Source organism: Bradyrhizobium sp. (assembly GCF_016213215.1).
Classification (GTDB): Bacteria; Pseudomonadota; Alphaproteobacteria; order Rhizobiales; family Xanthobacteraceae; genus Bradyrhizobium.
On sequence record NZ_JACRAW010000025.1, the window covers coordinates 76,269 to 101,560 of the forward strand.

General features: G+C 60.4%; 24 protein-coding genes and 2 pseudogenes. 9 read left to right on the top strand and 17 right to left on the bottom strand.

Annotation, left to right across the window (positions count from 1 at the left end):
• Positions 1–6: 6 nt before the first annotated feature.
• Both HY852_RS05810 and HY852_RS05815 read right to left on the bottom strand, forming a co-directional pair.
• Entirely contained in the window at positions 7–1,869 is a 1,863-nt protein-coding gene (locus HY852_RS05810) for an alpha/beta fold hydrolase (protein ID WP_291603388.1), read from the bottom strand.
• A gap of 55 nt (positions 1,870–1,924) precedes the next feature.
• Positions 1,925–2,293, bottom strand: coding sequence for a hypothetical protein (locus tag HY852_RS05815; protein WP_291603389.1), 369 nt, complete (start codon positions 2,291–2,293; stop codon positions 1,925–1,927).
• Positions 2,294–2,462: 169 nt separating this feature from the next.
• Here HY852_RS05815 and HY852_RS05820 point away from each other — a divergent pair, with 169 nt between their 5' ends.
• Positions 2,463–3,191, top strand: a complete 729-nt coding sequence (locus HY852_RS05820; RefSeq protein ID WP_291603390.1) for a CBS domain-containing protein — start codon at positions 2,463–2,465, stop codon at positions 3,189–3,191.
• 199 nt (positions 3,192–3,390) lie between these two features.
• Here the strand turns inward: HY852_RS05820 and HY852_RS05825 are convergent, their stop codons facing one another.
• The 7 genes from HY852_RS05825 to HY852_RS05855 form a co-directional block, all read right to left on the bottom strand.
• Positions 3,391–3,960: a flavin reductase family protein gene (locus HY852_RS05825; protein ID WP_291603391.1), complete on the bottom strand. Its 570-nt coding sequence runs from the start codon at positions 3,958–3,960 to the stop codon at positions 3,391–3,393.
• 9 nt (positions 3,961–3,969) lie between these two features.
• Entirely contained in the window at positions 3,970–5,202 is a 1,233-nt protein-coding gene (locus HY852_RS05830; protein WP_291603393.1) for an acyl-CoA dehydrogenase family protein, read from the bottom strand.
• Between the two features lie 105 nt (positions 5,203–5,307).
• On the bottom strand, positions 5,308–6,576 hold the full coding sequence (locus HY852_RS05835; protein ID WP_291603394.1) for a CoA transferase: 1,269 nt from the start codon (positions 6,574–6,576) through the stop codon (positions 5,308–5,310).
• A gap of 213 nt (positions 6,577–6,789) precedes the next feature.
• Positions 6,790–7,224, bottom strand: coding sequence for a GNAT family N-acetyltransferase (locus HY852_RS05840; protein WP_291603395.1), 435 nt, complete (start codon positions 7,222–7,224; stop codon positions 6,790–6,792).
• A gap of 177 nt (positions 7,225–7,401) precedes the next feature.
• Positions 7,402–8,280, bottom strand: coding sequence for a hypothetical protein (locus tag HY852_RS05845; RefSeq protein ID WP_291603396.1), 879 nt, complete (start codon positions 8,278–8,280; stop codon positions 7,402–7,404).
• A 19-nt stretch (positions 8,281–8,299) separates the two neighbouring features.
• On the bottom strand, positions 8,300–9,664 hold the full coding sequence (locus HY852_RS05850; protein ID WP_291603397.1) for an MBOAT family O-acyltransferase: 1,365 nt from the start codon (positions 9,662–9,664) through the stop codon (positions 8,300–8,302).
• A gap of 79 nt (positions 9,665–9,743) precedes the next feature.
• Entirely contained in the window at positions 9,744–10,043 is a 300-nt protein-coding gene (locus HY852_RS05855) for a hypothetical protein (protein ID WP_291603398.1), read from the bottom strand.
• 382 nt (positions 10,044–10,425) lie between these two features.
• On the opposite strand from HY852_RS05855, the gene HY852_RS05860 reads away from it, so the two are divergent.
• Both HY852_RS05860 and HY852_RS05865 read left to right on the top strand, forming a co-directional pair.
• On the top strand, positions 10,426–10,611 hold the full coding sequence (locus tag HY852_RS05860) for a hypothetical protein (protein ID WP_291603399.1): 186 nt from the start codon (positions 10,426–10,428) through the stop codon (positions 10,609–10,611).
• 269 nt (positions 10,612–10,880) lie between these two features.
• Entirely contained in the window at positions 10,881–12,170 is a 1,290-nt protein-coding gene (locus HY852_RS05865) for an NRAMP family divalent metal transporter (protein ID WP_291603400.1), read from the top strand.
• A gap of 272 nt (positions 12,171–12,442) precedes the next feature.
• Here HY852_RS05865 and HY852_RS05870 read toward each other — a convergent pair whose 3' ends face one another.
• Entirely contained in the window at positions 12,443–12,604 is a 162-nt protein-coding gene (locus tag HY852_RS05870) for a hypothetical protein (RefSeq protein ID WP_291603402.1), read from the bottom strand.
• Positions 12,605–12,816: 212 nt separating this feature from the next.
• On the opposite strand from HY852_RS05870, the gene HY852_RS05875 reads away from it, so the two are divergent.
• The gene (locus HY852_RS05875; RefSeq protein ID WP_291603403.1) at positions 12,817–14,034 is read left to right on the top strand and encodes a mandelate racemase/muconate lactonizing enzyme family protein; all 1,218 of its coding nucleotides are present in this window, start codon (positions 12,817–12,819) and stop codon (positions 14,032–14,034) included.
• 7 nt (positions 14,035–14,041) lie between these two features.
• Here HY852_RS05875 and HY852_RS05880 read toward each other — a convergent pair whose 3' ends face one another.
• Together HY852_RS05880 and rocF are read right to left on the bottom strand one after the other, a co-directional pair.
• Positions 14,042–14,332 (bottom strand): hypothetical protein, encoded by a 291-nt coding sequence (locus HY852_RS05880; protein ID WP_291603404.1) that lies wholly within the window; start codon positions 14,330–14,332, stop codon positions 14,042–14,044.
• Between the two features lie 140 nt (positions 14,333–14,472).
• Positions 14,473–15,450 carry an arginase gene (rocF, locus tag HY852_RS05885; RefSeq protein ID WP_291603405.1) on the bottom strand — a complete coding sequence of 326 codons (978 nt, stop codon included), beginning with the start codon at positions 15,448–15,450 and terminating at the stop codon, positions 14,473–14,475.
• A 283-nt stretch (positions 15,451–15,733) separates the two neighbouring features.
• Here rocF and HY852_RS05890 point away from each other — a divergent pair, with 283 nt between their 5' ends.
• Complete coding sequence (locus HY852_RS05890; protein WP_291603406.1) at positions 15,734–15,994, top strand: hypothetical protein; 261 nt, start codon at positions 15,734–15,736, stop codon at positions 15,992–15,994.
• Positions 15,995–16,094: 100 nt separating this feature from the next.
• On the opposite strand, the pseudogene opgC reads toward HY852_RS05890, so the two are convergent.
• The 3 genes and pseudogenes from opgC to HY852_RS05905 all read right to left on the bottom strand — a co-directional run.
• Positions 16,095–16,387: pseudogene (opgC, locus tag HY852_RS05895) on the bottom strand (OpgC domain-containing protein); the annotation flags it as partial.
• An 85-nt stretch (positions 16,388–16,472) separates the two neighbouring features.
• Entirely contained in the window at positions 16,473–19,235 is a 2,763-nt protein-coding gene (locus tag HY852_RS05900; protein ID WP_291603408.1) for an EAL domain-containing protein, read from the bottom strand.
• A 67-nt stretch (positions 19,236–19,302) separates the two neighbouring features.
• Complete coding sequence (locus tag HY852_RS05905) at positions 19,303–20,520, bottom strand: FecR family protein (RefSeq protein WP_291603409.1); 1,218 nt, start codon at positions 20,518–20,520, stop codon at positions 19,303–19,305.
• 262 nt (positions 20,521–20,782) lie between these two features.
• On the opposite strand from HY852_RS05905, the gene HY852_RS05910 reads away from it, so the two are divergent.
• From HY852_RS05910 to HY852_RS05920, 3 genes and pseudogenes are all read left to right on the top strand, one after another.
• The gene (locus HY852_RS05910; protein ID WP_291603527.1) at positions 20,783–22,438 is read left to right on the top strand and encodes a POTRA domain-containing protein; all 1,656 of its coding nucleotides are present in this window, start codon (positions 20,783–20,785) and stop codon (positions 22,436–22,438) included.
• 62 nt (positions 22,439–22,500) lie between these two features.
• Positions 22,501–22,590 (top strand): annotated as a pseudogene (locus HY852_RS05915) (alpha/beta hydrolase); the annotation flags it as partial.
• A 112-nt stretch (positions 22,591–22,702) separates the two neighbouring features.
• The gene (locus HY852_RS05920; RefSeq protein WP_291603411.1) at positions 22,703–23,020 is read left to right on the top strand and encodes a c-type cytochrome; all 318 of its coding nucleotides are present in this window, start codon (positions 22,703–22,705) and stop codon (positions 23,018–23,020) included.
• A gap of 213 nt (positions 23,021–23,233) precedes the next feature.
• Here HY852_RS05920 and HY852_RS05925 read toward each other — a convergent pair whose 3' ends face one another.
• Entirely contained in the window at positions 23,234–23,575 is a 342-nt protein-coding gene (locus tag HY852_RS05925; protein ID WP_291603528.1) for a phasin, read from the bottom strand.
• A gap of 357 nt (positions 23,576–23,932) precedes the next feature.
• Between HY852_RS05925 and HY852_RS05930 the strand changes: the two genes are divergently transcribed.
• On the top strand, positions 23,933–24,178 hold the full coding sequence (locus HY852_RS05930) for a hypothetical protein (protein WP_291603413.1): 246 nt from the start codon (positions 23,933–23,935) through the stop codon (positions 24,176–24,178).
• A gap of 57 nt (positions 24,179–24,235) precedes the next feature.
• On the opposite strand, the gene HY852_RS05935 is transcribed toward HY852_RS05930, so the two are convergent.
• Positions 24,236–25,288 (bottom strand): hypothetical protein, encoded by a 1,053-nt coding sequence (locus tag HY852_RS05935; RefSeq protein WP_291603415.1) that lies wholly within the window; start codon positions 25,286–25,288, stop codon positions 24,236–24,238.
• Positions 25,289–25,292 lie beyond the last annotated feature (4 nt).

A 25,292-nucleotide genomic window follows, 5' to 3' on the forward strand; every position in this document is an offset into this window, starting at 1 on the left:
AGCCCGTTAGGTGCGGACGTAATCACCGGGCGCATCAGGCAGATCCTCGGTCGCATCAAAACCCATTCGCGGCGGCTCGCAGGGCTCGCCGGAATGCGCCTTGAGCCAACTGACCCATTCCGGCCACCACGACCCTTCAAAGCGCGGGGCGACCTTCAACCACTCGTCGGGACCGATATAGGGCGCATCCGCAGCCTTCATCATGACTTGATAGACGTGCCCGTTCTCGCCGGGCGGCGCTACTATTCCGGCATTGTGACCGCCGCTTGTCAAAACGTAGGTGACGTCCGCATCGACCTGGTAGTGGATCTTGTATGTGGACTTCCAGGGCGCCACGTGATCCCTCAGCGTTCCAACCACGAACATCGGAGCGTGGATATCAGAAAGCGCGATCGGCTTGCCGTCAACTAGATATCGTCCCTCGGCCAGAGCGTTATTGAGGAAGAGCCTGCGCAAGTATTCCGAATGCATTCGGTACGGCAGGCGCGTGGCATCGGCGTTCCAGGCCATGAGGTCGCTGGATTGCGCGCGCTCACCCATCAGGTAGTCGTGCGAAAGGTGCGACCAGATCAAGTCATTGGAACGCAGGAGCTGGAACGCGCCCGCCATCTGCGTGGTATCAAGGAAGCCGCGCTCCCACATCACGTCTTCAAGAAATGCGACCTGGCTTTCGTTGATGAACAGCGTCAACTCGCCGGCTTCCGTGAAATCGGTCTGCGCCGCCAGCAGCGTGATCGACCTCAACCTGTTGTCGCCGTCGCGCGCCATCGCAGCGCTGGTGATCGACAGCAAGGTGCCGCCGAGGCAATAGCCGAGCGTATGGATCCTGCGACGCGGAACAATGCATCCGATGGTATCAAGTGCGGCCCTGACGCCCAACTTGCGATAGTCATCGAAAGCGATCTCGCGATCGTCCGCGCCAGGATTACGCCAGGAAATCATGAAGACCGTAAAGCCCTCGCCGGTCAGGTATTTCACCAATGAATTGCGCGACGACAGATCGAGAATGTAGAACTTCATGATCCACGCCGGCACGATCAGGATTGGTTCCGGATGCACCATTTCGGTGGTTGGAGAGTACTGGATCAGCTCGATCAGTTTGTTCCGGTAAACCACCTTTCCGCGTGAAGTGGCGACCGTCTTTCCAACCACGAATGGCTGATCGGCGGCAGCCGCCTTGCCGCCCGACAGCGCCCGCCTCAGGTCGCTGCACCAGTTCTGCCAGCCCCGAACAAAGTTCTCCCCACCACTCTGAAGCGCCTTCTGTAGCACTTCAGGATTGGTGGCTATGAAATTCGATGGCGCGAGCATATCGAGCACCTGCCGCACAGAGAACTCGACGACCGCTTCGTTCGCCGGCGCAACGCCACGCACGCCGGTCGTGGCCTTGTGCCACCATTGCTCCCTTGCCAGAAACTCCTGCGCCAGCAAATTGAAGAGCGGATTCCGCCATTCGGGCGCCGAAAAACGCCGGTCCTGTGGCTGCGGCTTGATGATCGACCATGGTTCCTGGTTTGGCGAGCCGGCGTGGAGTGCAGCCCCGAATAGGCGACCGGCATTGCGCCACGCGTCCTGCACGATTGCCATCTGACGCTGCGGGGCAGCGATCAGGTGCGCGGCCCAATCGATATAGGCGAGTGACATGGCAACCGGCGAAATTCCGCCAGTCAGCCGCGCCACCATGGCGTGGAAGGCCCGATCGGCCTCATAGGAGTCGGATCCCAGTCGGGACTCGGAAGCAGGCTGCTCGACGGTAACGCCACGAACATCACTGTCACCCGCAAACCTCACCGGCAGAGGGACCTCTGACACTACGGTGGGCTTTACAAGCTCGGGCTTGACGAGGGTCGAGGTCGTAACGACACTCATTCCTTCGGCTCTTCAGTTGTTGATATTCGAAACTGGTGGCGCCTGCGAACTCAAATCAAATTCGCGGCCGGCTGTCGACCAGCTTCGACGTTGTCTCAATTAGCCTTTCGCCATGCTTAAAAATCCGTTCACAGTCGCGCCTGATAAAGTCGAGCTGATGCTGACCGCACTCCTGACACATGGTCCTAAGATCCTTGACGGAATGAGACCCGGCCAGTTTCGAAATATATTCAGCGAATAGATGCGACTCGGTCCGAAACCGCTCCAGGAGCTCGTCGTTCATGAAAACGACTTCCTCGAGAAAAATCCGTTGTGCACCGAACAGGAAGTCCATGGCATGCTTGTTCGCCTCGCCCAGTCGAGCGATCGCATTGGACTCCGCCAGTTCGGCCGTGACATCATGGAATCTGGCCGATTCAGTCATCCCGACCTCCTAGCTTGTCGCAAGATTCGAAGTTGGAAGATATGGTTAGTAATTGGCACCACATTGAGCTGCATCAAGGGGGTGCTGTCCCCATTGATATGGGTCAAATCGGCCAGCGTCCCTTGGATTAGCCTATTTCCGATAATCGCTCGAACTTCCGGAGACCTCCATGCGCGCCCACCAAATCATGACCCGATCGGTCATTTCGGTCACACCCGAAACTACCATCGTAGAAGCCGCGAATATGATGCTCGAGCGGCACGTCAGTGGCTTGCCGGTGGTGGATGAGGCCGGCAAGCTCGTCGGCATCGTTTCCGAGGGGGACTTCATTCGCCGCAGCGAGATCGGAACTCAGCGCAAGCGCGGGCGGTGGTTGAAGTTCATTCTTGGCCCGGGCAAGTCGGCCAGCGATTTTGTGCATGAGCACGGCCGGAAGGTTTCCGAAATCATGACCGCCCCGCCGTTGACCATCACTGAAGATACTTCGCTGGCGGAAATCGCCAACCTGATGGAAAGAAACAATGTCAAACGACTGCCGGTTGTTCGCGGCGACGAGGTAGTCGGCATTGTTTCCCGCGCCAACCTGCTCCAGGCCGTGGCAAGCCTCGCCAAGCAGGTGCCCGACCCGACTGCGGATGACGATCATATTCGCAACCGCATTATTGAGGTGCTGGAAAAGAACGACTGGTGCCCATTCGGCCTGAACGTTATCGTTCGTGACGGCATCGTTCATTTGAGCGGTGTCATCACCGAGGAGCGCTCTCGGCAGGCGGCCGTCGTAGCGGCCGAAAACATCGATGGGGTAAAGAAGGTGCACGACCATCTGTGCTGGGTCGACACCATGTCCGGCGTTTATCTTAACTCGCCGGAAGACGAGGAAATGTCCAAGGCAAGCTGACTACAGCAGCTTGCCGAAGAACGGATGTGGCCCGTCGAAAGTGCCAATCGGCACATGATGGGTCACGACGTGGCCGAACCCCTCCCCCGGAAACCACGTGTGGAGATGGAAGGCCGGCATCAACCTTGAACGACGGTTGCCGGAGATTTGGCGACATCGGGATCCACCGCGTAGTTGGGGACCGGACTGATCTCGTCCATCAGGCGGAATTGTCGGCCTTAGAGCGGTCGTCGGCAGCCATAAACCGGCCGTAGGTGCCGCGCGCAAACAGCAACGGCTCCTTCCGATTGTAGGAGTAAGCTTCAACAGCTCCGAGAAAGATCACGTGATCGCCGCCGTAATAGCGGTTCACGGCGCGGCATTGGAAATTGGCAACGCATTCCGGAAGAAGAGGAGCGCCGCCGAGCCCTGGCGTCCAATCGACTCCCGCGAACTTGTCCTCAGACGATCTGGCAAATTTGTTTGCGAGTCCCTGCTGCGAAGTGCCGAGCACATTGACCGCGAAATGGCTGGCGTCCTGGAAAACCGTCAGGCTCGAGGAATAGATCACCAGACTCCAAAGGACGAGCGGCGGGTTCAGCGATACCGAGGCAAACGAATTGCAGGTGAAACCGTACGGTTTACCGTCAGACGCGACGGCCGTGATGATCGTAACGCCTGTGCCGTAAGTACCGAGAGCGTTGCGGAAATCACGCGGATCAATGGGCGAGCTGTCGCTCGCCAATTCATTGGCCGGGACCGCGGTCGGATGCTTTGGCGCGTCGTTCATTGGCCGGCCTCAAAGCGTCAGGTTTTCGGACGGCAAACCAAGCGCCACGCGGCCGTAGTTCGTTCCGGCTGCGTCGAAGCTGAACGCGAGATGGGAGTTGATTGCGTGGGCGTCGCGAAATTGCCGCTGCAACACCCCGCTCGTGAGTAGTCCCCTCGCGCCACTTGCCGCAAACAGCATCGAGACAGCAGCAGTGCAGAGGTTGACGGAAAAGGCACCATCGCGGCGGTACCTGGTCTTGGTCGCCATATCAGGGATCTGGCTGCGACGCGCTTGTTCCATTGCTTCGACACAAGTGGAACGCATGATCAGTCGCGCGGCATCGATCTTTGCCGAAGCATCTGCGATTTTGATCTGCGTGCTCTGCAAGTCACCCAGCTTGGCGCGGTTGTAGGTCGATGCACGGTGCCGCGTGACCTCGACGTAATCATCAAGGCACGCCTGCGCATTCCCGGTAGCTACGCCGGACAGCACGTACGGGAACAACGAGAACACGGGCAACGTATAAAGCGGGTTTGGGTTGGCCGCACTTCCTGGCGTCGGGCCGCCGGCAAGATCGCTGACGGCAACACTCATGTAATCGGCGACAAAGGCGTCCCTGACCTCTACGTCATTCGAGCCGGTTCCGCGCAGCCCAGCTGCGTCCCAGGTGTCTAGAATCCTGTAGTCGCTCCTGGGAAGCAGGAAGATCCGATATCCGATACCGTCGGCCTCATCGTCAGAGTAGACGACGCTGGCGAGCCTGTTCCATTCGCAGGAGGCGACACCCGAGGAGAACGGCCAGCTACCGCGCAACTGATAGCCCCCCTCGATTTTCGTTGCCCTTCCCGCCGGAAAGATGAACGAGGATGCGATCAACGCATCTGGCGCGCTGCCCCAGACCCGGTCCTGCGCCCTCTCGTCGAACATGCCCAGCATCCAGTGGTGGCTTGCAAGGTTGACGACATTCCAGGCCACGGATGCATCAGCTCGTCCAAGCAAGTCGGCACAATCGATGAGCGCAACATAATCGAGTTCGGCTCCGCCAACACGCTTGGGCTGAACGATCCTGAACAGACCGGCCTCGTGCAAATCGCGCTCGGTCTCCGGGGGCAGCCGGCGAAGCTCTTCGGTCCGTGCCGCCCGCGTCTTCAATCGCGGGATGAGCTCCTGCGCTCGAGCAATCAACAGCGCGTAGGCTGCGTCGTCGGACTCGGCTCCGGCAATCTGAGTTACGCTTGGCTTTTGACCAACACCCGCCATCTGACGTCCCTCACAGTAGGACAGTTATGCGGCTGAACCTCCGCCAAATCAAGCCAAGGCTGGCGCGCCCTACTGTCGGAGCGCGGCAGGTCTGCCAGCAGCAGCTTAAGATTCATCGACCGCAAGAGCCTTCCCGAAGACGCCAATGCCGGCAAGCTCGGCGATCCGGCCGTCATCATAGCCGAGCGTTGTCCGCAACACTTGCCTGGTGTGCTCGCCCAAGAGAGGCGCAGCTACGGGATCTGTGGCCGGTGTCAGGCTCATATTGATCGGTGACTCGATGTTCGGAACCCACCCTGCTGTTGGGTGTGGAATCCGGCTTAGCCGATCGCGTTCGCGCGCCTCCGGCGCATTAAACCCCTCCTCGACGGTTCGAAGATAGCCAACCGGAACATTGGCCTCCTTCATCTTGGCGATCCAGTTCTCGAGCCGGTCGCCTGCGAAAATCTCGGCAAAGGTGGCGCGAAGCTGCTCCTTGTTGTCCAGCCGTGCTTTGCGAACAGCGAACCGAGGATCGGCAAGAAGATCCGGCCGGTCGAACACCTCGGTGACCAACCGGCGAAACAGCCGCTCATTCGCGCACGCCATGTAGAGCGGACCGTCCGAGGCTTCGTACATGCCCACCGTGGGTACGCCATTCGGGGAGTTGCCAAAACGGCCCGGATTTTGGCCGCTGATCAAATAGGCCATGCCGAAGAAGCTCGTCATTGCCATGGCCATATCGAACAATGCGACTTCGACATTTTGTCCGCGGCCAAGCCGATCGCGGGCAAGCAGAGCAAGCAGGATGGCGTTGCAGGCCGCCATCCCCGTCGCGACGTCAACAATCGGCGGGCCGGTACGAACCGGTGGGCCATCGGGGAAGCCGTTGAGCGACATGAAGCCGCTTTCGGCCTGAGTGATGGGATCAAATCCTGGGCGAGTTGCAAACGGGCCTTTCCGCCCGTACGCCGAGATCGAGCAATAGATCAGCCGCGGATTGGTTGCGGCCACGGACTCGTAATCGAGTCCGAACTTTTTCATGACCCCGCCGGAGAAGTTCTCCACCACCACGTCTGCCTTGCTGATAAGCTCTCGAGCGACCTCGCGAGCTGCTGGCACCCCGAGATCCAGCGCAATTCCTCTTTTGCTGCGATTCAAGCTGAGGTAGGCAGCACTCTCACCCCCGATCTCGGCGTGCTCGTAGGCCCGCGTATCATCTCCGCCGTCCGGGTTCTCGATCTTGATCACCTCCGCGCCAAAATCGGCGAGCGTCTGAGTACAGGCGGGCCCCGCAACCACCCTGGTAAAATCGATGACCAACACGCCATCGAGCGCGGTGGGACTTCCAGTTGCCCGCGCCCCGCGCTCCGGCAACTGCGGCTTGGCAGTCATAATCAGCGTTCCCTCGTTATCGGCTATCTTGCCTTTAGGGCCCCGACATTAAGGGACCGCTTCGACAAGTCCACAGCTACTTCGGTATCCAGCCCTTCGACTGGTCCCCGCCGGTGTACGGACCTATCGATCGACCAAGGAGAATTTCGCCAGACAGCAAAAAAAGCCCGGCAGCCATTGGCTGCCGGGCTCAAGAACGCATCGGATTGCGCCTTAGCGGGCTTTCATTTGCCTGCTCCAGTAGAGCGTGTTCGCCCATCCCCAGGGAAATTGTGGTTGGTACAGCCGATACCCCGCTCTGATGAAGTTATTGGCCGAGACCGGGTTGTCCGTCGTGTCCGAGACGACGGAATCCCAGCCATTGCGGCGCGCTTGCGCTTCCAGCGCGCGCGTCAGGCGCAGCTGAAGCCCACGGCCCCAATGCGGCCTCAGTATGCCAACACGGCAAAAATATCCGGAATTAGGCACATGCGTCGACGGAACAAGACCGGCAAACCCGATTGGCTGGCTAGCGCAACAGGCAAACCACCAGCAGCCCGATTCGAAGTCCGGGATAGGAGCGCTATCGAAGAATGTCAGACGGTGAAGGTCGCTCAACGTCTCGGCGATCTCCTCATCACCTCCATCCACCGCCCGAATTCGGTACATGCGCTCTCCCAGGGATCCCACGTTGAGGTCCGTTCGACCAAGTTACGGCCGGTTGCTTCTTTGCGGGTTTCGACGTGCGACCCCAACAGGATCGCCGCACAGGACTCCCGTCGGACGAAGGCTTGTCCAGATACGCCGTCGTGCCGAACTATCGGTGAAATCGAACCAGGAAGTATCTCAGTTGGAAGGCTTGGTGGTTGACCTGTCTGCGAGAGCCTTTTCGATCGATCGCACGACAAGCACAGCGGAGCGCTCATCTAGATGGACGCCGTCAGCCCAACGCAGTTCGGCTCTCGGTGCATCAATTTGAAGCCACAACGCTGGATCCGGGAATGCGCTGCGGAGACTCTCTTTCGTGAGCTCAACAAAGCGAGACCCTTCGATCGCTTGCGAATAGGGTACCTCGATTAGGAGAGCTTTCGCCCCACGGCCCTCAATTAATTCGAGCTGCCGCCTCAGCTCCTCCACATTGGCCCGAACGGCTTCGACCGGATACTCCTCGTTCATCTGCCGAAGTGCACGCTCGGCAAAGACGTGGTTATCGAAGTTGCTTGGCGCCTGGCTGAGCAGCTTGTCGCGTGCCGCATGCATCTGCGCGTAACCAGGCGGGGAGTGCAGCCAGGTCTCATACGCTGCCACGGCGGTCCTAACCGGACGAAAGAACAGCGGATCAGGTCGGCTCATTCCCGCAAATTTCTCAACCAGTCGCGTGTCGACCGCCCGAGACAGGACATTCGTTTCGATCAGAATGATCTTGGGAAGCTTGGGTTGATTTGCGACGACCATCAACCCGGTCAGCGGCGATCCACCTGCCAGGGCCAGGTTTCGCACCTTCCCATTCAGAAAGTAATCTTCCTTCAACCGGAAGGTAACGGAGCTTCCGACGAGAACAACATCAGGCATCGGTTCTCGGACATAGCGATTGAGCGTGACTAGGCTGCCGTCGCGCGTTGTGACCGTCGGCTGCGCAAGGCCAGCACCGAACCATGCCGTCGCGACTCGGCACGCCAGCACAAGCATCACGGCGCCGAGCAGGCATCTAGATAACCAGCCCATTCCTTCCCGCATTGATCCGTCAGAATTGGAAATAGATGAATGCAGTGTCTGGGCCTGCTTCCAGGAATGCCAGCGCACCCATCAGACCATACAAGTAGGGCTCCCACCGCGACAAACGCTGAGACGCCAACGATCCAAAACCGAGATGCTGAATCAGGACCGGCAAAGAATAGAGCAGCGCAAGATTGTAGAACAGCTTTGGGGGATTGGGATTGTTGGTCGGCACGAACATACCCTTCAGGTAATCCAGTGCTTGGCCGAAATCCGGCAGTTTGAAGAATATCCAGAGCATCGTGACGCAGAAGAACACGACCAGCATGCGAACCGCTCGCAAACTTGCCGAATCAATTGCATGGAGACGATCCAGGAGAGGACGCTCGATCACCAGCAGCATTCCGTGCATTGTTCCCCAGAGCGCATAGCTCAGACCGGCTCCATGCCAGAGTCCGCCAAGCATCATGACAATCATCAGATTTAGATAGGTTCTTGCGGCGCCGTGCCGATTACCTCCGAGCGGAACATAGAGGTATGTTCGTAACCACGTGGACAAAGAGATGTGCCAGCGAGTCCAGAACTCCGAGAACGAAGTGGATATGTACGGCAGATTGAAATTGATCGGGAGTCGGTAACCGAACAGCAACCCAAGGCCAATCGCAACCGCGGAGTAGCCGAAGAAATCCGCATAGATTTGGTAGCTGTAAAGGAGAACGAGAAGCCACCGGTCCTGCGTCTGAAGAGTCTCATAGAGAGGAAAGTCCATATAGGACGTCATCTCATTGAGGTTGTTCGCCACATAAAGCTTGAAGAAGTATCCGATCAGAATCCATCTGGCCGCATCAACAAATTGAACATCCTGCAGGCGTTTCGGCGCGATCTGCGGCATGAAAATCGCGGCACGGGTGATCGGACCCGAAACCAGCTGTGGGAAAAATATGATATAAAGAAAGACGCCGGTCAGACTGACAGGCTCGCCTTTCTGCCGAGAAAGGTCGACCAGCAGACTGATGTTGTGAAACACGAAGAACGAAATGCCGATCGGAAGCGGCAGTCTCAACAGGAAATCGACGAGCGCAATGTCGCTCAGGCGGCTCGATGCCGCATCAAGAAACAGAAACTTGTACTTGAAAAACGCGAGCAACGCGAGGTTGAAGGTGATGACGACAGGCATCCAGGTCGCACGATTGCGGAAGGCCAGGAGAAGGAAGACATAGGTGCCGAGCACCGCAAGGAGGAGAAGCGGCACCAGTTCGGGCTGTCCATAACCATAGAAGAAAATGCTGGCGATCACCAGCAACTGGACCTGGCATTTCCTGAACGGCGGGAAGTAGTACGCCCCGAATACTACCGCAGCGAAAATGCCGAATTGCCACGATACGAAAGTCATGCCCCATGCCCTAATGGCGCAGAATTAGCACCTCGTCATGATCTGGCATAGACCGAAAGCGGGCGAACCGGAGTCAGCTCTACCTTCCCAACGCGACCTTGATCCCTAGCCACAGAGCACCAAGGAAACCCGCGACGATCACGGTAATTGCAGCCTTGAAGGTATAGCTTTGGGCCTGCTCGACGCTCTTGCGCCAGCGCCGTAAGTGCGCGAGATCGGCGCGCAGCTCGCGCCGATCATCCTCGTCGAGGCCGAACGAATTCAGCGTGGTGGCAACGGCCTTCAGGACGATCGAGTCGATGCTTTCGTGCTGCAGCTTTTGCTGCTCGGCAAGTGTCTGAACGACAATCGCCCGGATCTCGTCAGCTCTATCACTCACCGCCGGATAATCCTCGCCACATTCTCAAACCCGCGCTTGGCGAAATAGAACGAGACCACAAGGTTGGCTGTTACGGATGCAAACCCCGCCAGCGGATCGGTTGACCCAAGCCCAAGCACCTTTGCCCGACGTGTCAAACTTTATCAAAAATGCAGCAAATGCTTTTGGCCGGTTGAAACCGACTTGCGAATGAGTGCAGTGCACATGAAAAAGCCCGCTGCCGATTTGCGCGGCGCGGGCCTTATGATTTTTTCGATGATGTCGATATGCCCCTGATTTGCCCGACGTGTCAACCGCCTGATGATCGGCAAATCAGCGAGGTCAACCAACGCCGGTCATTGCGCAGCACGGCCTATGTCCGTGCGTCGAACAGGAGGGACCGATGTACTTCGTCGCCACTATGTTGGTCGTGCTGTCTGGACTGTTCTATGCCGCGGGCAATCGCGAGATCGGCGCGCTCGGCACCACCATGTGCACCTACGGCAGTCCGTTCTGCGACAATCCACTCATCGTGCTGGTCGGCGCGGGACTGGCCGCCGCCTGGGGCAAGTTCGTCAGCATACGCTAACCCGGCGGAAACCGATCGATACCGGATGGACAACTCGGCCAACAAAAATCCCGCGGTCGATACCAACCGCGGAGTCGATGATTTTTCGATGATGGCGATATGCCTGTGATTTGCCCGACGTGTCAAACGCATCAGCAGCGTTTCGATGTGACCGGCCCCTGAAATCGTCGGGTCGTCCGACCCGCGGAACCTTCGTTGCTTGGCTCGCGTTTACATGGAAGAGAGCTAATGGCGCGTCAGGCACAGGACCTATCAAACAGCATTCCTTCATGGCCGAAACCACCCTCTCCGGATCCAAGAAGAACGCAAGGATGCTGTTGCGCCTGCTCGGTCCGGGATTGGTGACGGGAGCGGCCGACGACGATCCGTCGGGCATTGCGACGTATTCACAGGCAGGGGCGAAGTTCGGCTTCGGCCTGTTATGGACGGTGTTCCTGACCACCCCGTTCATGATCGCAATCCAGCTCGTCAGCGCGCGGATCGGTCGTGTGACCGGAAAAGGTCTTGCGGCAAACGTCGTGGAGGTCGCGCCGCGCTGGGTCGTGCTCACGCTGATCTCTCTGCTCGTTGCAGCCAACACTTTCAATATCGCCGCCGACATCGCCGCGATGGCCGAGTCGCTATCGCTGGTGATCGGCGGGCTCAATCACGAGCACGCGCTCATTTTTGCGGCGACATCGACCTTGCTGCAGGTGTTCGTCCCCTATCGCCGCTACGCTCCAGTTCTGAAGTTTCTCACGCTCGCCCTGTTCGCCTATGTCGGCACTGCGCTGATGGTGGAGATCCCCTGGAGTACCGCATTGCTCGCGGCCGTCTGGCCGAAGCCGAATGTGAGCGCCGACTACTTTCTCATGGTGGTGGCCGTTCTCGGCACCACCATCAGCCCCTATCTGTTTTTCTGGCAGGCTTCGCAGGAAGTCGAGGAAATGAACCGGGGCAAGAACCGGCGCCCGCTTCGCGAGGTCGCCAGCGGCGGCGATACCGAGCTCGAGCGCATCAGGCTCGACACGATCATCGGCATGATCTTCTCGAATGCCATTGCGTTCTTCATCATTCTGACCACGGCCGCCGTCCTGAACGCCAACGGCATCACCAGCATCAACTCGGCGACACAAGCCGCCGAGGCGTTGCGGCCCCTCGCCGGCGAGTTCACCTTTCTGCTCTTTGCGGTCGGAATCATCGGCACTGGCATGCTGGCCATACCGGTATTGGCCGGTTCTGCCGCGTACGGCGTCTCTGAAGTCTTCGGATGGCCTGCCACGCTGGAAGCAAAGGCACCGGACGCGGTGGGCTTCTACACCATCATCGCAGCTGCCACTGTCATCGGATTCGGCCTTGGCTTCACCGGCATCGACGCCATCAACATGCTGGTTTGGAGCGCCGTCCTCAACGGCATCGTCGCCGTACCGATCATGGCGATGATGATGGTGATCGTCTCAAGCTCCAAGCTGATGGGCCGCTTTAGGGCACGCTCATGGCTGATAGGGCTTGGATGGGTCGGGACGGCGCTCATGGCGCTCGCCGTCCTCGCCCTGTTCGGGTCCTTCGTGATCGGCTGAGGCGACACAGAACGGTCGCACCCACGAAAGCGGAGGCTCCCTCATTAGGCGTTCTTGCGGAAATCCGTAAACTGATACCGGGACGCCTCAGCTCGGCCCGATCAGGCCGCCGCTGCGCTCGGCCACGTGTGGCTTAGGTCGGAGTGAGCGCCGCCGAAATCTGCGATGCAATGATAAAGGCCGCGAACAGGGCCGGAACGCTGATCAACCTGAGAAACTGGTCTACGGAAAGCATCGCATCATCCCCCAAGATAACGCTTGCCGAGCGGGCGCTAGTTCACGATTTGCGCCGCCTGCCGATTGCTGATGAGAAGCTGGTCGGAAATGGCGGCTCCCCCCATCGTGAGCAGCGCCAGAATCGACATAACGGCTAACGTCTTCATGGCCGGATGGTCGGTTCCGATTGTGGCCGAAAATGTCAGATACTGGCGCATTTTCAGGACGATCTAAGGAAAGATCGTGGCCGGACGGGTGTCCGACCCTTCGTGCGCAGCAATTCAAAGGCTGGCCGCCAACGGGCACCAGCCCCATTCGTCGGCTCCCATGGTTCAGCCCGCTTGCGCGGAGGGATAGATCGAATGCGGAAGCATGGGCATAATGGGCAAAAAGCCTAATCGAAAAAGGGGCAAAGCAAGAAGGGAGCGATATGACGAAATCATCAAAGGCAACCGGCCTCGACGTCCTTTCCTGCGACGCCGGCTGGCGAAACTACCATTTCGTCAAGCTCACAACCGAAGACGGCGTCGTAGGCTGGAGTGAATTCGACGAGGGTTTCGGGTCTCCAGGCGTGACCGCGGCGATCCAGCGCCTGTCGACCCGCGTGATCGGACAGAATATCTTCCGGCACGAACGCATCCATGCCGAACTGTTCGCGGCAACACGTCCGGCGGCGGGCGGCGTGGTCGCCCAGGCATTGGGAGCGATCGAGAATGCTTTGCTCGATGCCAAGGCCAAGTCGCTCGGCGTTCCCTGTTACGAGCTGCTTGGCGGGAAGATTCGCGACCGGGTCCGCTTGTACTGGTCCCATTGCGCCACCTGGCGTATCAACCACCCGAGTTGGTATAAGCCGCCGATCGAAAGCCTCGATGGCGTGAAGGCGATGGGGCGCGAGGTGCGCGAGAGGAAATTCACCGCGCTCAAGACCAACATCTTCACCTACGACGACGGCAAACCCACGGGCTGGCGGCCCGGCTTTGGTTCACCCTTCGCGGCGGAAATCAACGTCGACCGCAAGGTCCTGCACGACCTGCGCATGCATCTTGAGGCAATCCGCGACGGCGCTGGACCGGATGTCGATCTCCTCCTCGATTGCAACTTCAACGCCAAGACCGAAGGCTATCTGAAGATCCTGCGCACGATCGCGGATCTCGACATGTTCTGGGTCGAGATCGACAGCTTCAACCCGGAGGCGCTCGGCTACGTCCGCAGACAAAGCCCGCACCCCATTTCCTCCTGCGAGACGCTGCTGGGGCTCCGCGAGTTCCTGCCCTATTTCCGCGAGCAGGCGATGGATGTGGCCATTATCGACACGCCATGGAACGGAGTCTGGCAGTCGATGAAGATTGCCGCCGCGGCAGAAGCTTTCGAGCTAAACGTTGCTCCGCACAATTTCTACGGTCATCTGTGCTCGATGATGAACGCGCATTTCTGCGCCGCGGTACCGAACCTGCGAATCATGGAAATCGATATCGATCGCCTGGCTTGGGATCAGGAACTCTTCACTCACCTTCCCGAAATCCAAGACGGACACCTCATCGTTCCGGACCGGCCCGGCTGGGGCACCGAACTCAATGAAGAAGCTCTGCGCGCACATCCGCCGAAAACAACAGGTGGACTGTTAAACTATGGGCGAAAGGCCTCTTGACCGTGCGCTAGGGGATCACGGGATTCACTCTACGCGAGATATTCGGCCCCGCCTGTTCCGGTTCGATCGGGGACTTCGGCGTGGTCGGCGTGACTGCCGCTCCGGCGGCACGGGCTGCTTCGCCGGTCGTCCGGTACATGGCGAGTTCCGCAGTCTGAATCTTCGCCCTGCTCCACGGTCCATAGTCGACAACCACGATTGCGCCAATTCCAAATACTGCAACCGCCAGCGCGATTATCCCCGGGTGGCGGATCATCGAGGTGGAAGGCGACCTTCCTCTTTCGCGATCAGCGTCCATCGTTATCGGCCCTGCAATGACCTCCCACTAACAACTCAAACGGCGCATGCGAAGTTCCCAGACGCGTGACGCGGACGCACGCTGCCGGACAGCATCGTCGCATTCGCGTACTCTAAGGGCTCCGCACCGCTCGCGGCTGTTCATTCGCCCGGAAAAATCGCGTTGCTGGGGGTCGTCCGGTCTGTGATCTGCTGGCCGAACAGGCTGCCGACCAGTTCGACGGCGATGCGTGCGGTCCGCCCTCGCTCGTCGAGAAATGGATTGAGTTCGACGACATCCATCGAACGAACCAGGCCGGAGTCGTGCAGGAGCTCCATCACGAGATGCGCCTCGCGGTAAGTCGCCCCGCCGGGCACAGTCGTGCCCACGCCGGGGGCGACGCAGGGATCTAGAAAGTCGACGTCGAAGCTGACATGCAGCACGCCGCCACGGGCCTTCACCTTGTCGATGATTCGCCGGACCAGAACCGCGACCCCGAACTCGTCGATCTGGCGCATGTCCGCGATGCCGACGCGGCGTTCGCGCAGCAGCTCGCGTTCCAGCTTGTCCATCGAACGGATGCCGAACAGTTCCAGCTGATCGGGAGCGATGGAGGCGCGCGGTTCAGCACCCAAGAGCCTCTCGAGGCCCGGTTCACCACACAGGAATGCTGCCGACATCCCGTGCATGTTTGCCGATATTGTCGTTGCCGGCGTGTTGTAGTCGGCGTGCGCATCGAGCCACAGGACGAAAAGCTCACGGCCCTGCTCGTGCCAATGGCGAGCCACTGCGTTGACCGAACCCATGGACAGCGTGTGGTCGCCGCCGAGAAAGATCGGCACGGCACCGGTCTGGGCTATCTCGTAACCGCGCTTGCTTACGATGCCGGTCCACCGTTGGATCTCGCGATAGTGGTTGGCCTTGTCAGGCGGCGCGTCGGTCAGTTCGCGGACGCCGACAACTGAGAGATCGCCGTAGTCCTCGACTTCAAGCTCGAGAGTTTCGAGCAAGCTCAGAAGACCCGCCGTCCTGAGCGCCGCAGGCCCCATCAAGGTCCCGCGCTGCGAGGCTCCCATATCGATGGGAGCGCCGAGCACGGCGATCCGCATGGGCCGATCCGACTTCGTCCGGTCGATCACGACAACCTCCTGATGGGCCATCCGACACTCAGGCTAGCAGAGAATCGCGACGGTTTCGGAATGTCGCCGCCTCGGAAAGTTCGGCGGTGGGCCGGGAACCAAATGCGGCGAACCGCATTCTTAACGCGACGCCGTCGCCGCCGTTCACAACGGCGACTATCACGGATAGCCAAATGGTCGAGAGACCCCCGCTGTCCAGAACAGGCGCTCGCGAGGATAGCCAAGGGCGGCGGCCGCTCCCCCCATCCGGCGCATCGGGAAGATCAGGCACAGGGCTCCAGAGATGAGCATGGAACCATCCTCCCCCACCCTCCAGCCCGGGATGGCTGAGCGCGCTATCGACACTGCAACAGACGTATCCCGCACGCTCGGCGAGGTCACGGCAGGCCTGCGCGCCGCGGTCGACAACCTCACTTCGGCCCTCGAGGACGCGCGCAGACCGGGTAAGCCGCTTGCGACCATCAGCGCGATTGCTCGTGAGGCGCCACTCACAAGTCTTCTTGTCGCCTTTCTGTTCGGTGTCGCGGTCGCCCGCCGCCGCTAGCCGAAACCGCTCCGAGAGCACTTCGTCAGAACAGCTTCGGACCGCGCCGATCAAGGCGCGCTTCCCGGGTTGCAAGATTTGCGGCGCCGACCATGATCACGATCTCCAGGCTGCGGCGCACGGCCCGGGTAACGATCGTAACCCAGCCCTGCTCGCGCAGGGCGCTGCCATAGGCCAGCATGCAGGTGTTCCCGAAACGAACACGAAGACCTCGGTGGTGTCGCTGAAGCCTTAGTTGCGTAGCGTCAGCCAGGCGAGCGAATTTCCGGGAATGTGATCGATGAAGATGAACCACAGCGCCAGGCCGCGGCCGATGTCGAGCCGCAAGTCGCGGCATTTCCCTGCGTCATGCGCGGCAGCGGCCTTGGCCGCATCGGGTCGGCAATCCCTCACGTGTCAGCGACCCAAAACATCGAGCGTCCGTCCGCAAGCCAATGATAGCGATTCGGCGGTTGTCTTTACTGGAACAACGTGGTTCTCAGGCGGCCGCTTCCGCCCTGCAAACGCGTTGCAGGGTATCCTGCGACCCCAGGAATTCGCGCTCGAAGACTTCAGCCGGCATCGGCCGGCCAAAGAAATAGCCTTGCCCCTCCTCGCAGCCCAAGGTGAGGAGAAACTCGACCGTGGCGCGGCTTTCGATGCCTTCAGCGACGACGCTCAGGCCGAGCTGTTTGCTCAGCGTGATCGTCGAACCGACGATCGCAGCGTCGTCCGAGTTACCCAGCACGTCCATGACGAAGGATCTGTCGATCTTGAGCCCGTCGAGGGGGAATTTCTTCAGATAGCTGAGGCTCGCGTAGCCGGTGCCGAAATCATCGAACACGATGCGAACGCCGAGTTCTTGAATGCGCTTGAACGTATCGAGGACGCGCTGCTCATCGATCAGCAGGATGTCTTCGGTGACTTCCAGCTCCAGCAACGAGGGCGTGAGGCCGCTGGCGCGCAGCAGCTCGGAGACCGTTCCGGCGAGGTCTCCCGTATGCAGCTGGGAGGGCGACAGATTGATGGAGACGCGGATACGCTTGCCCGCCAGCTCCCATTCCCTGGCTTGCCTCAGCGCGGTATCCAACACCCAACGCGCGATACGCTCCGACAATGCGGACGTATTGACGACCGGCATGAACTCACCCGGCGAGACGCAACCCCGCTCGGGATGCTGCCATCGGATCAGCGCTTCGACACCAATCAGGCTGCCGTCCATCAAGCGAACCTGCGGCTGATAGAACATCTCGAACTCGTTGCGGTCGATCGCTGACGCAAGCTCCGCCTCGAGCGTCAGCCGATTCTCCAGTTCTTCCCGGATCGCGCGTTCGAACACTACATGATGACCGCGCCGGGTTGCCTTGGCACGGCAGAGCGCGAGGTGGCCGTTGCTCAACAGATCGTCCGCACTGCGGCCGCCTTCGGGATAGATTGCCACGCCGATGCTGGCCTTCACGCGGTGATGACGTGCCCCTGCCGCAAGCGGATGATCGAACGCGCGCGCGATGCGTTCGGAGAACTGCCCCACGGGCTCACTCACGGACGCGCAGTCGATCGCGATCGCAAACTCATCCCCGCTCAGGCGCGCCACCACCGCCATGCCGCCGGCCTCGGCTTTCAGCCGCTCGGCGACGGCACACAGCAGGACGTCGCCGCTCGAATGGCCAAGCATATCATTGATGCGCTGGAAGCCGTCGAGTCCGACTACCAGCAGCGCCGCCTTGCCCGACTGCGTTTCCGCTGCCGCGATCAAGGCAGCTAGCACGCTGTCGAGCGTGTTGCGGTTGGCAAGCCCCGTCAGGGTGTCATGCTCGGCGAGATATCTGATGCGCTCGGCCTCGCGCTTTCGTATCGAGATGTCGCGGAGGATTGCACCGTACTGAAAACCATCAGTACCTTCCCACCCCGAGAAGCTTGCCTCAACCGGAAAAACCTCTCCATTCTTTCGCCGCCCCTCGAACTCCACTACCACGGCTTCGCCAGGGACCAGGAGCGCCTGCCGCGCCGCCTCTCGCATCGAAAAGGTACCGGCGCGGCCACCGTTACTCTCGGCGCAAAGTATCTCGAAAGGCCGGCCGATCATCTCTGCCGGCAGGTAGCCGAAGATCGTGCTGGCACCGGGATTCCACACTGTGATCCGGTGGTCCTTGTCGGTACAGACCAGTCCGTCGCAAAGCGACATCGCAATGCGATGAAACCGGCTTTCGGCAATGCGGCTCAGGAGCCCGCGGAAATCGATTTCATCGAGTGCGATTGCGCACAGGTACACAAGGATTGCGATGTCGAGCAGGGACGTATCGATCACCAGCGGCCACTTCAGCTGGACAAACGCGGCCGTCAATTCGACCACGGCGCCGGTCGCGACCAGCGCTGCAACGCGAGTGCCGGGAGCGAAACGACGCCAGATCAGCATCATCGCCAGGCAGAGGCCCCCAAGGCCGATTGCCGTCGCACTGCCGGAGGTCCAGCGCAGGGTACGGTTCTGCAGGATCGATTCCGCGGCGAGCGCCTGTAGCATGGGGCCGGAGACGATGGCGCCGTTTGGCACGCTGAATCGATCACCCAACTCGAGGGCCGTGCCCCCGACGATGACTTTCTTGTCCTTCAGTTTCTCCAAAGTCGTGGCGTCGCCTCTCAGGACGTCGACATAGGAGACCGTGGGAATAGATCGGGAGCGGATGCCGAAGTCGATCAGAAAAGCTTGACTGCGATCGTCATGTCGGCCGGCCAATACCGCAGCCATCGAGGGAAGGAATTCGCCCTCCAATCTGTCGCCGAACGGGTAACGGCGCACGAGTCCATCAGGCTCGACTGCAACATTCACGATCGCTGACCATGAGTGAGCGGCGAACTGCTTCAGCGGACGGTTGACGTGTATGCCGCCACCGATCGGAGAAGGCTGTCTGAACGTGGGCAGAATAACCGAACCGCCAGACTCCTTCAGTGCTTTCACGAACTCCTCGTCCGTCTTCGGATCAGACGGGGTGCTGAAATCGATGTCGAAAGCAATATCCCGCACGCCCGCGCGATCGAGTTGCCGCAGCAGGTCAGCGTGCAACCGGCGGGGCCAAGGCCAGACGCCGATTTGATCGATGGAGGGCGAATCGATCGCGATCACGACGATTTCGCTGATGGCGGGGCGGGATTGCCAGCCAAACCGCAGATCCGTAAGTGCGTTGCGCATGGCGCCGTGCCATCCCGCAGACAGCACGATCGCTAGGGCAACCACCACAAGAATATGCGGCCGATACTGTTTCACCTTGTCCCCCCGCACATCTCCTTCGATCGAGATGTGGCCCCCGAACCTCGAACTGCGACTGCAACCGCTATTTCAAACGGCCGTAGGCGTTACCGTTTCCGTTTCCGTTACCATTGCCGTTGCCATTGCTGTTGCCGTTGCCGTTCCCGTTATTCCCGTTACCAGCAAAGGCATAGCCGTTGGCATTGGCGGCGCCATTCCCGTTGCCGTTGCCGCCAGCATTGCCAGTTCCCACGACCGCAGCGACCGCTGCCGCGGCGCCAGCCGAGTTCGTCCCACTGGCAGCCCCGTTGCCGCTATGGAAATTGCCGCCGTTCGAAGAAGCCTGACCGCTGCTACTCGCGTTGACGCTCGCCTTCGCGTTGGTCCAGACCGTTTCCTTCTTCGAGGCGCTCCGGCTTGGATCGGAAGTCGCCGGGCCATGGGCGAGTCCATGAGTCACCTTCGCGAAATCGAGCTTGACCTCGCCTAGTGAGTTCGAGATGTGCACCACGCCAGGCTTAACACCGGCCTTGGCCGGCGTGCCGCCCACAACAAGCTGAGGCTTCGCATTTGGAGTGCCGCCAGCAATCGGCTTGCCGGAGCCGCTCAGCGCGTGAATAGCGCGACCGCTCGACGCATCACGCTGCGCGGGCATTCCTGACTTCGGGACCGGAATCCGCTCGATCGTCGAAGCGCGCGGCTTGCCCTGTTCAATCGGATTGAACGTGCCGGAACCACTGAGGGTGAGGCCGGCTTTACCATGCACGAAAACCGTCGCCGCCTGCCCCGGCATGACTTGGGCGATCTGACCCGTCTTGAAATCGGACACTTCCACCTGTCCTCGACGCACCTCGACACTGGTGCTGGCGGCATTCACGGTAACGCTGAACTGCGTTCCCTTGACCACTGCGGCGAGGTAGGGCGTCTCGACTTCGAAATGCTTGACGTTGCGCTTTTCCACTTCGAGCAGGATCGAGCCGGCCTTCTGCACGATGGTGGTGGAGAGCCCATCCTTCTTTTCGGCCGGCACGCCGATCACCGAATTCGGCGAGACCATGATGGTTTCCTCGCCGCGGACCAGGAGCACCCGACCGTTGCGCCCGGTGCGGATGGTATCGCCGGGCTTCAATGTCTCTTCCTGCTTCTTCAGAGCGACCTGCTGGGCACCGCTCGTGCTGATCCAGACCTCGCCGGAAGACCTACTGACTGACCAGTCGCCATTCTCGGCCGCCAAGGCATTCGGGGCCGCTCCAAGCAGCCCCGCGATTGTTAGAGCGCACCACAAGCCGTTCCTGCCGAGCATGATGAAACCTCAGTCCGCTTAGAGCAATTTCTGAGGGTTAGTGAGAATCCTTCAAAATAGAATTAGCCGGAACGAGGAATTCCGGCCGCCGCATTAACCAATCCTTGACCTTAAAAAACTATGAAAAATCATGCGATTAAGGAATCCTTTGCGGCTGTCGGGAGTTCTGGCTTCCACGGACGCAGAACCTCTCTCGGGGGCATCCGGGGAGCACAATTGGCAGGCCCGCTGCATCGCGTTCGCGCTGCTGGCGTCTTTCTTGATGTTTTCCGACGCCTCCGCCCAGCAGGGCTTTGATCCGCGCCAGATCGAAAGGCATTTCGAAGAGGAATCGGAACAGACCCAGCCGTCCCAGCCCTTAGAACTGCCGGTCCAGGCCCGCCCTGCGATCAGCGGCGACACGAGGCCTCAATTCGTGCTGACCGGTGTTTCGGTGAGCGGCGCCATCGTGCTTCCTCCCGACCGCATCGCCACCGCCTACCGACCCCATCTCGGAAAGCAGGTCTCCCAGGCTGACCTTGCAGCAATCGCGTCCGCCATCAGCGACATTTATCGCGCCGCCGGTTTCCATCTGAGCCGTGCGATCGTCCCGCCCCAGGATGTTCAGAACGGGCGCGTTCAGATCCAGGTGATCGAGGGCAGCATCGTCCAGGTAAACCTGAAAGGAGAGGGCGCCGAGGAGTTCGGTGTTCGGCCGATGCTCGCCCCGGTGTTGGCCGAACAACCCTCGCGTCTTTCAACGCTGGAACGACAACTGCTCCTGATCAACATGCGACCAGGTGTCCGTATCACGGATAGTTCGATCGAGGAGATCGGCGGGACGAGCGGCCGCTTTCGTCTCACTGTCACGCTGAAGACTTGGCACGTCTATACGTCGTTCGGGCTCGACAATCTCGGATCCTCGTCGGTTGGCCCATGGCAGACCTACGCGACGGGAGCGTTCAACTCCTACCTGACGCCGGGCGATAGTCTGGCCGTCAATCTTTCGACGATCGCCAACGACCCGCGCGAGCTCGCATTCGGGCGCTTGTCTTATGACACTCCGGTCGGCACTGACGGCGTGCGCCTGGGCGCATCCGCGGTGTACAGCGAGGTGCGCCCGGGCGACATCCGGCGCCTCTATAACGACTGGACCAAGACGGAAGCCTTGGAGCTTCGGGGCAGCATCGCGGCCGTTCAATCCCAGTCATTGACACTGACGCTCACCGCGGCTGCGGGCTTCAGCAACGTGTCAGAGCGCGACGTGTTCGGGCCGATCTATAACGATCATATCCGTACCGTTAGCCTGACTTCCGATTATCGCGTGCAGGACGGGTTCGGCGGCAACAACTATCTGACGCTGAGCTACCGGCAGGGTCTTGGAATCTTCGGGGCCTCGGGGTTCGGCGACAACTTCGTTTCGCGTAATGGCGCGTCGTCCAGTTTCTCGGTGCTCGACTCCTGGCTCACGCGCTATCAGACGATCAATGAAGCCTGGTCTATCAAGCTGGCGGCAGCGAGCCAGATCGCCTCCGGTCCGCTGTTCAAATCCCAGCAATTCTATTTGGGCGGCGCGGCCTACGGCCGCGGCTACGGCAGCGCCGAGATCAGCGGCGACAACGGCCTGGCGGGCTCGTTTGAGCTCCGCTTCGATCAGAAGCTCAACTGGCGCTACTGGAGCGGCTATCAGCTATACGGCTTTGCCGAAGCCGGCGCGGTCTGGAACGACGGCTACCGCCTGAACGACGGCTTGTCCCTGACCTCGGCCGGTGCGGGCGTGCGGTTGTTCCTTTGGGACGATCTCCAGGCCGATCTTGGCGTCGCGCTTCCGCTCAGCTACCGCGCCCCCGACAACGAACAGCGCTCGGCGCGTTTCCTGTTCTCGCTCTCCAGCGCGCTGAAACTCTGCCCGGAACGCGGCAAGGCGAGCTGCCTGTAGTGCCGACCCTCACCTCCCGCAGTTGCTGACAGTTCCAGGGGACCCTGAGGCACTTCGGTTGGCACTCCAACGGCGGCGACGGTTCGATGTATGTCGCCAAGCAGCATCCTGAGCTGGCGTCGAAGGTCATCACGCCGGACAATTCGCGGGTGCGTTCGTCTCAAACTCCCCACCGATCGACCTCATCTCCCGCCGCTACGTCAGCGCGGTCTTGCGCTGAGGCTCAAGAATGGCGTAGGTCTGCCAACTCAGAGGAGAACAGCAATGCACGCGGGATTGAAACATCTTGGGATTTCATTGGTGGCAATCGCCGTCCTGTGCGGATCAGAGGCGAGCGCCGCCGATGCCAATCACGGTGCCGACCTCGCCAAACGCTGGTGCGCGAGCTGCCACGTGGTTGCGGCCGAGCAGAAGCAGGCGAGCGCCGACGTTGCTCCTTTTGCAGAGATCGCGCGCAAGCCGGGCTTTTCCGCAGATAAACTGGCTTTCTTCCTGCTCGAGCCGCATCCAAAAATGCCGAACTTCCCGCTGAGCCGGTCTGAAGCGACCGACATTGCCGCCTATATCGCCTCCTTCCGCTGATCGTCACGCTTTTGGGGCGAGCGCCGGCTGGAGCACATTCCGCTCCAGCCATGAGCGCAAACTCCACACAGCCATCCGCATTTATCGCAGAACCGGCAGCACCCGCGAGGGGTCGATGCAGCCGCGAGTTCGGCCATGCTCCGGTAGCCAGCCGGCACCGTGTCTCCGCGGATTTCCTAAGGTCCGAACACTCCGGTAGATCGGTCGCGGAGATCAGGACCTGCCCTTGTCGCCAGACATCCAGGCGCCGGTGATCTGCCGCATATGTTCTCCGGCGTTCGTAAACTGGCTCCTCAGGAATTCGGACTGGATCTGCATCGCCTCTTGAAGATCGGTTGCCTGTACAAGCTTCCGCGCGTGTTCGAAAGCCGCTTTCATGTTCTGCTCCGTGAAGGCAAGTGCCTGCTTGGAAACCTCCGTTCCGGCCCCCGGAAGCGCGGGCATCGATTTGCCAGCGGCGTCGAAAAACAGAGCGAAGGCTTTTTGCGCCTGGTCAATGGACTTCTCAGCCAGTTCGCGCAATTCGGCCGGAACTTCGAGCTTTGGTTCAGTCATGCCACCGTCCTCCCTATCGAACCTATCTGCATTACCACATTTGGCCGGACGCGCTGACGCCGATCCGGTCGCCGGACGGACTTCCCCGGCAGCCGGACCGAGGTCGGCCTCCTTCGAAGCTCGCCGGCGCAAGCGGCCACGCTGGCAAACACCGGACAAGCCGAGTTCGAAAGTTGAAAGTATGCCTAGGAACAACCGAACCAGCAAGCCGAACTGAACGGTCAGCTCGCCTTGCCCGGGGCTTGATCAGTGTCAATGCGAGGCGCAAGGCCCATGCTTTGCTGGCGGTGCGGCAAATCGCAGTAAACCGTCAACGTGTCATTGTGAAGATCGCGACGCGACAGCAAAAAGATTCCGATGCGAACATTCTATTTCGACCTGAAGGACGGCATTCCGGTCAGAGATCGGAAGGGGCTGCAATTTCCGTCTGTGGACGCAGCAATCGAGCACAGCAAGGAGCTGGCGCGGCGGCTTCGTGCGGACGCGCGCCTCAATGATCCTGCACTGGCGGTGCTAGTGGTGGATGAATCCGGCACCGAAATCCGCGAGCGGGTTTACCCGGACAACGGCGACGGCGCCGACCGAGTTGGCCGGATGAATTGAGCCTGGGTGCGTGTGCCGGTCCAATCTTGCCGGTTCAGCCCATCGGCGCCCTGCCGTTCACTGCTGCTTTTCCCAGAACGACAGCAACCCTTGCGAGGCGGAACCGCCGATCACACAGGGGATGCCGACGGCGACCTGGCCGAGCGCGGCCGCCGAGACGCAGCCGAGCGCTATCGCGCCGACTCCGACCTGGCCCCAGAAATCGAGATTGCGTCGCGCATCCGAGCCCTTGGTCTTGAGCTCCTCGACCGCGGCAATGGCATCCTTTCGGACGGGACCGAGCTGAACGGTATCGGCGGCCCGGATCACCTCGGAAAGTGGGCCCTTCACCGGCTCCGGCTGGCGCGGCAACTGACTGCGCAGGAATTCGCGCAGGGCGGCATCGCGGACTGCGTAGCTCGCAAGGGTGTAGCGCGCCATGCTTCCGATAGTGAGCTTGTCGATGGTATCGCGACTCTTGGACCATGGCAGCATCTGCATGATCCGAAGGATTGGCGCATGCGAACCGGTCGCAAAATAATAGCCCCAAAGCGTGTCAAGCAGGTCCTGGTTGCTCGCAAAGGTGATCCTGGTGTCGAGCTTTTTTTCCTCCTTAGCGAAGGGATTGCGGGTGAAGGCGCCGCGCAGCTTGTCGAGCATTCCAGGCCTCTCCTCTTCCAGCGGGATTTCGCCGAGCGTGGGCAGCGTGCCGTTGAGATAGCTGTCGATCATGACCCGCCTGCCCGGCATCTTTTGTGCGATCCGACGCAACAAATTGCGCCAGCCCGGCAGGCCGGAATAGGCGACGGCGCGCACGATCACCCACTCGTCTTCCGGTGGCACAGGAAAGAAGCTGTTTACGAGTTGCTCGGCCTTAGCCGGGTTCGAGCCGATCGCACCGGCGATGAAGCCGACATAGATCCCTGCATTCTCCGGCTCCTTGAAGGTCTGGGAATGGAAGAGCACGCGAACGGCCGCCGGCACGTGCGCGTAATCCGGCTTGGCGCGGTAGTTGTAGATCCACTGCTGCACCACGGTGAGTGAAGCGCGCGGATCGATCTCGGGGGTGACTGCGGCAAGGGCAGGATTGCCCAGGAGAAGGAAGGCGACAACGAGGGCCGTGTAACGCATGATG

Excerpts from the sequence above, each read along its gene's own strand:
- HY852_RS05810 (WP_291603388.1), bottom strand. The coding sequence starts at position 1,869 with ATGAGTGTCGTTACGACCTCGACCCTCGTCAAGCCCGAGCTTGTAAAG.
- HY852_RS05815 (WP_291603389.1), bottom strand. The coding sequence starts at position 2,293 with ATGACTGAATCGGCCAGATTCCATGATGTCACGGCCGAACTGGCGGAG.
- HY852_RS05820 (WP_291603390.1), top strand. The coding sequence starts at position 2,463 with ATGCGCGCCCACCAAATCATGACCCGATCGGTCATTTCGGTCACACCC.
- HY852_RS05825 (WP_291603391.1), bottom strand. The coding sequence starts at position 3,960 with ATGAACGACGCGCCAAAGCATCCGACCGCGGTCCCGGCCAATGAATTG.
- HY852_RS05830 (WP_291603393.1), bottom strand. The coding sequence starts at position 5,202 with ATGGCGGGTGTTGGTCAAAAGCCAAGCGTAACTCAGATTGCCGGAGCC.
- HY852_RS05835 (WP_291603394.1), bottom strand. The coding sequence starts at position 6,576 with ATGACTGCCAAGCCGCAGTTGCCGGAGCGCGGGGCGCGGGCAACTGGA.
- HY852_RS05840 (WP_291603395.1), bottom strand. The coding sequence starts at position 7,224 with ATGTACCGAATTCGGGCGGTGGATGGAGGTGATGAGGAGATCGCCGAG.
- HY852_RS05845 (WP_291603396.1), bottom strand. The coding sequence starts at position 8,280 with ATGGGCTGGTTATCTAGATGCCTGCTCGGCGCCGTGATGCTTGTGCTG.
- HY852_RS05850 (WP_291603397.1), bottom strand. The coding sequence starts at position 9,664 with ATGACTTTCGTATCGTGGCAATTCGGCATTTTCGCTGCGGTAGTATTC.
- HY852_RS05860 (WP_291603399.1), top strand. The coding sequence starts at position 10,426 with ATGTACTTCGTCGCCACTATGTTGGTCGTGCTGTCTGGACTGTTCTAT.
- HY852_RS05865 (WP_291603400.1), top strand. The coding sequence starts at position 10,881 with ATGGCCGAAACCACCCTCTCCGGATCCAAGAAGAACGCAAGGATGCTG.
- HY852_RS05870 (WP_291603402.1), bottom strand. The coding sequence starts at position 12,604 with ATGCGCCAGTATCTGACATTTTCGGCCACAATCGGAACCGACCATCCG.
- HY852_RS05875 (WP_291603403.1), top strand. The coding sequence starts at position 12,817 with ATGACGAAATCATCAAAGGCAACCGGCCTCGACGTCCTTTCCTGCGAC.
- HY852_RS05880 (WP_291603404.1), bottom strand. The coding sequence starts at position 14,332 with ATGGACGCTGATCGCGAAAGAGGAAGGTCGCCTTCCACCTCGATGATC.
- HY852_RS05890 (WP_291603406.1), top strand. The coding sequence starts at position 15,734 with ATGAGCATGGAACCATCCTCCCCCACCCTCCAGCCCGGGATGGCTGAG.
- HY852_RS05905 (WP_291603409.1), bottom strand. The coding sequence starts at position 20,520 with ATGCTCGGCAGGAACGGCTTGTGGTGCGCTCTAACAATCGCGGGGCTG.
- HY852_RS05910 (WP_291603527.1), top strand. The coding sequence starts at position 20,783 with ATGTTTTCCGACGCCTCCGCCCAGCAGGGCTTTGATCCGCGCCAGATC.
- HY852_RS05920 (WP_291603411.1), top strand. The coding sequence starts at position 22,703 with ATGCACGCGGGATTGAAACATCTTGGGATTTCATTGGTGGCAATCGCC.
- HY852_RS05925 (WP_291603528.1), bottom strand. The coding sequence starts at position 23,575 with ATGACTGAACCAAAGCTCGAAGTTCCGGCCGAATTGCGCGAACTGGCT.
- HY852_RS05930 (WP_291603413.1), top strand. The coding sequence starts at position 23,933 with ATGCGAACATTCTATTTCGACCTGAAGGACGGCATTCCGGTCAGAGAT.
- HY852_RS05935 (WP_291603415.1), bottom strand. The coding sequence starts at position 25,288 with ATGCGTTACACGGCCCTCGTTGTCGCCTTCCTTCTCCTGGGCAATCCT.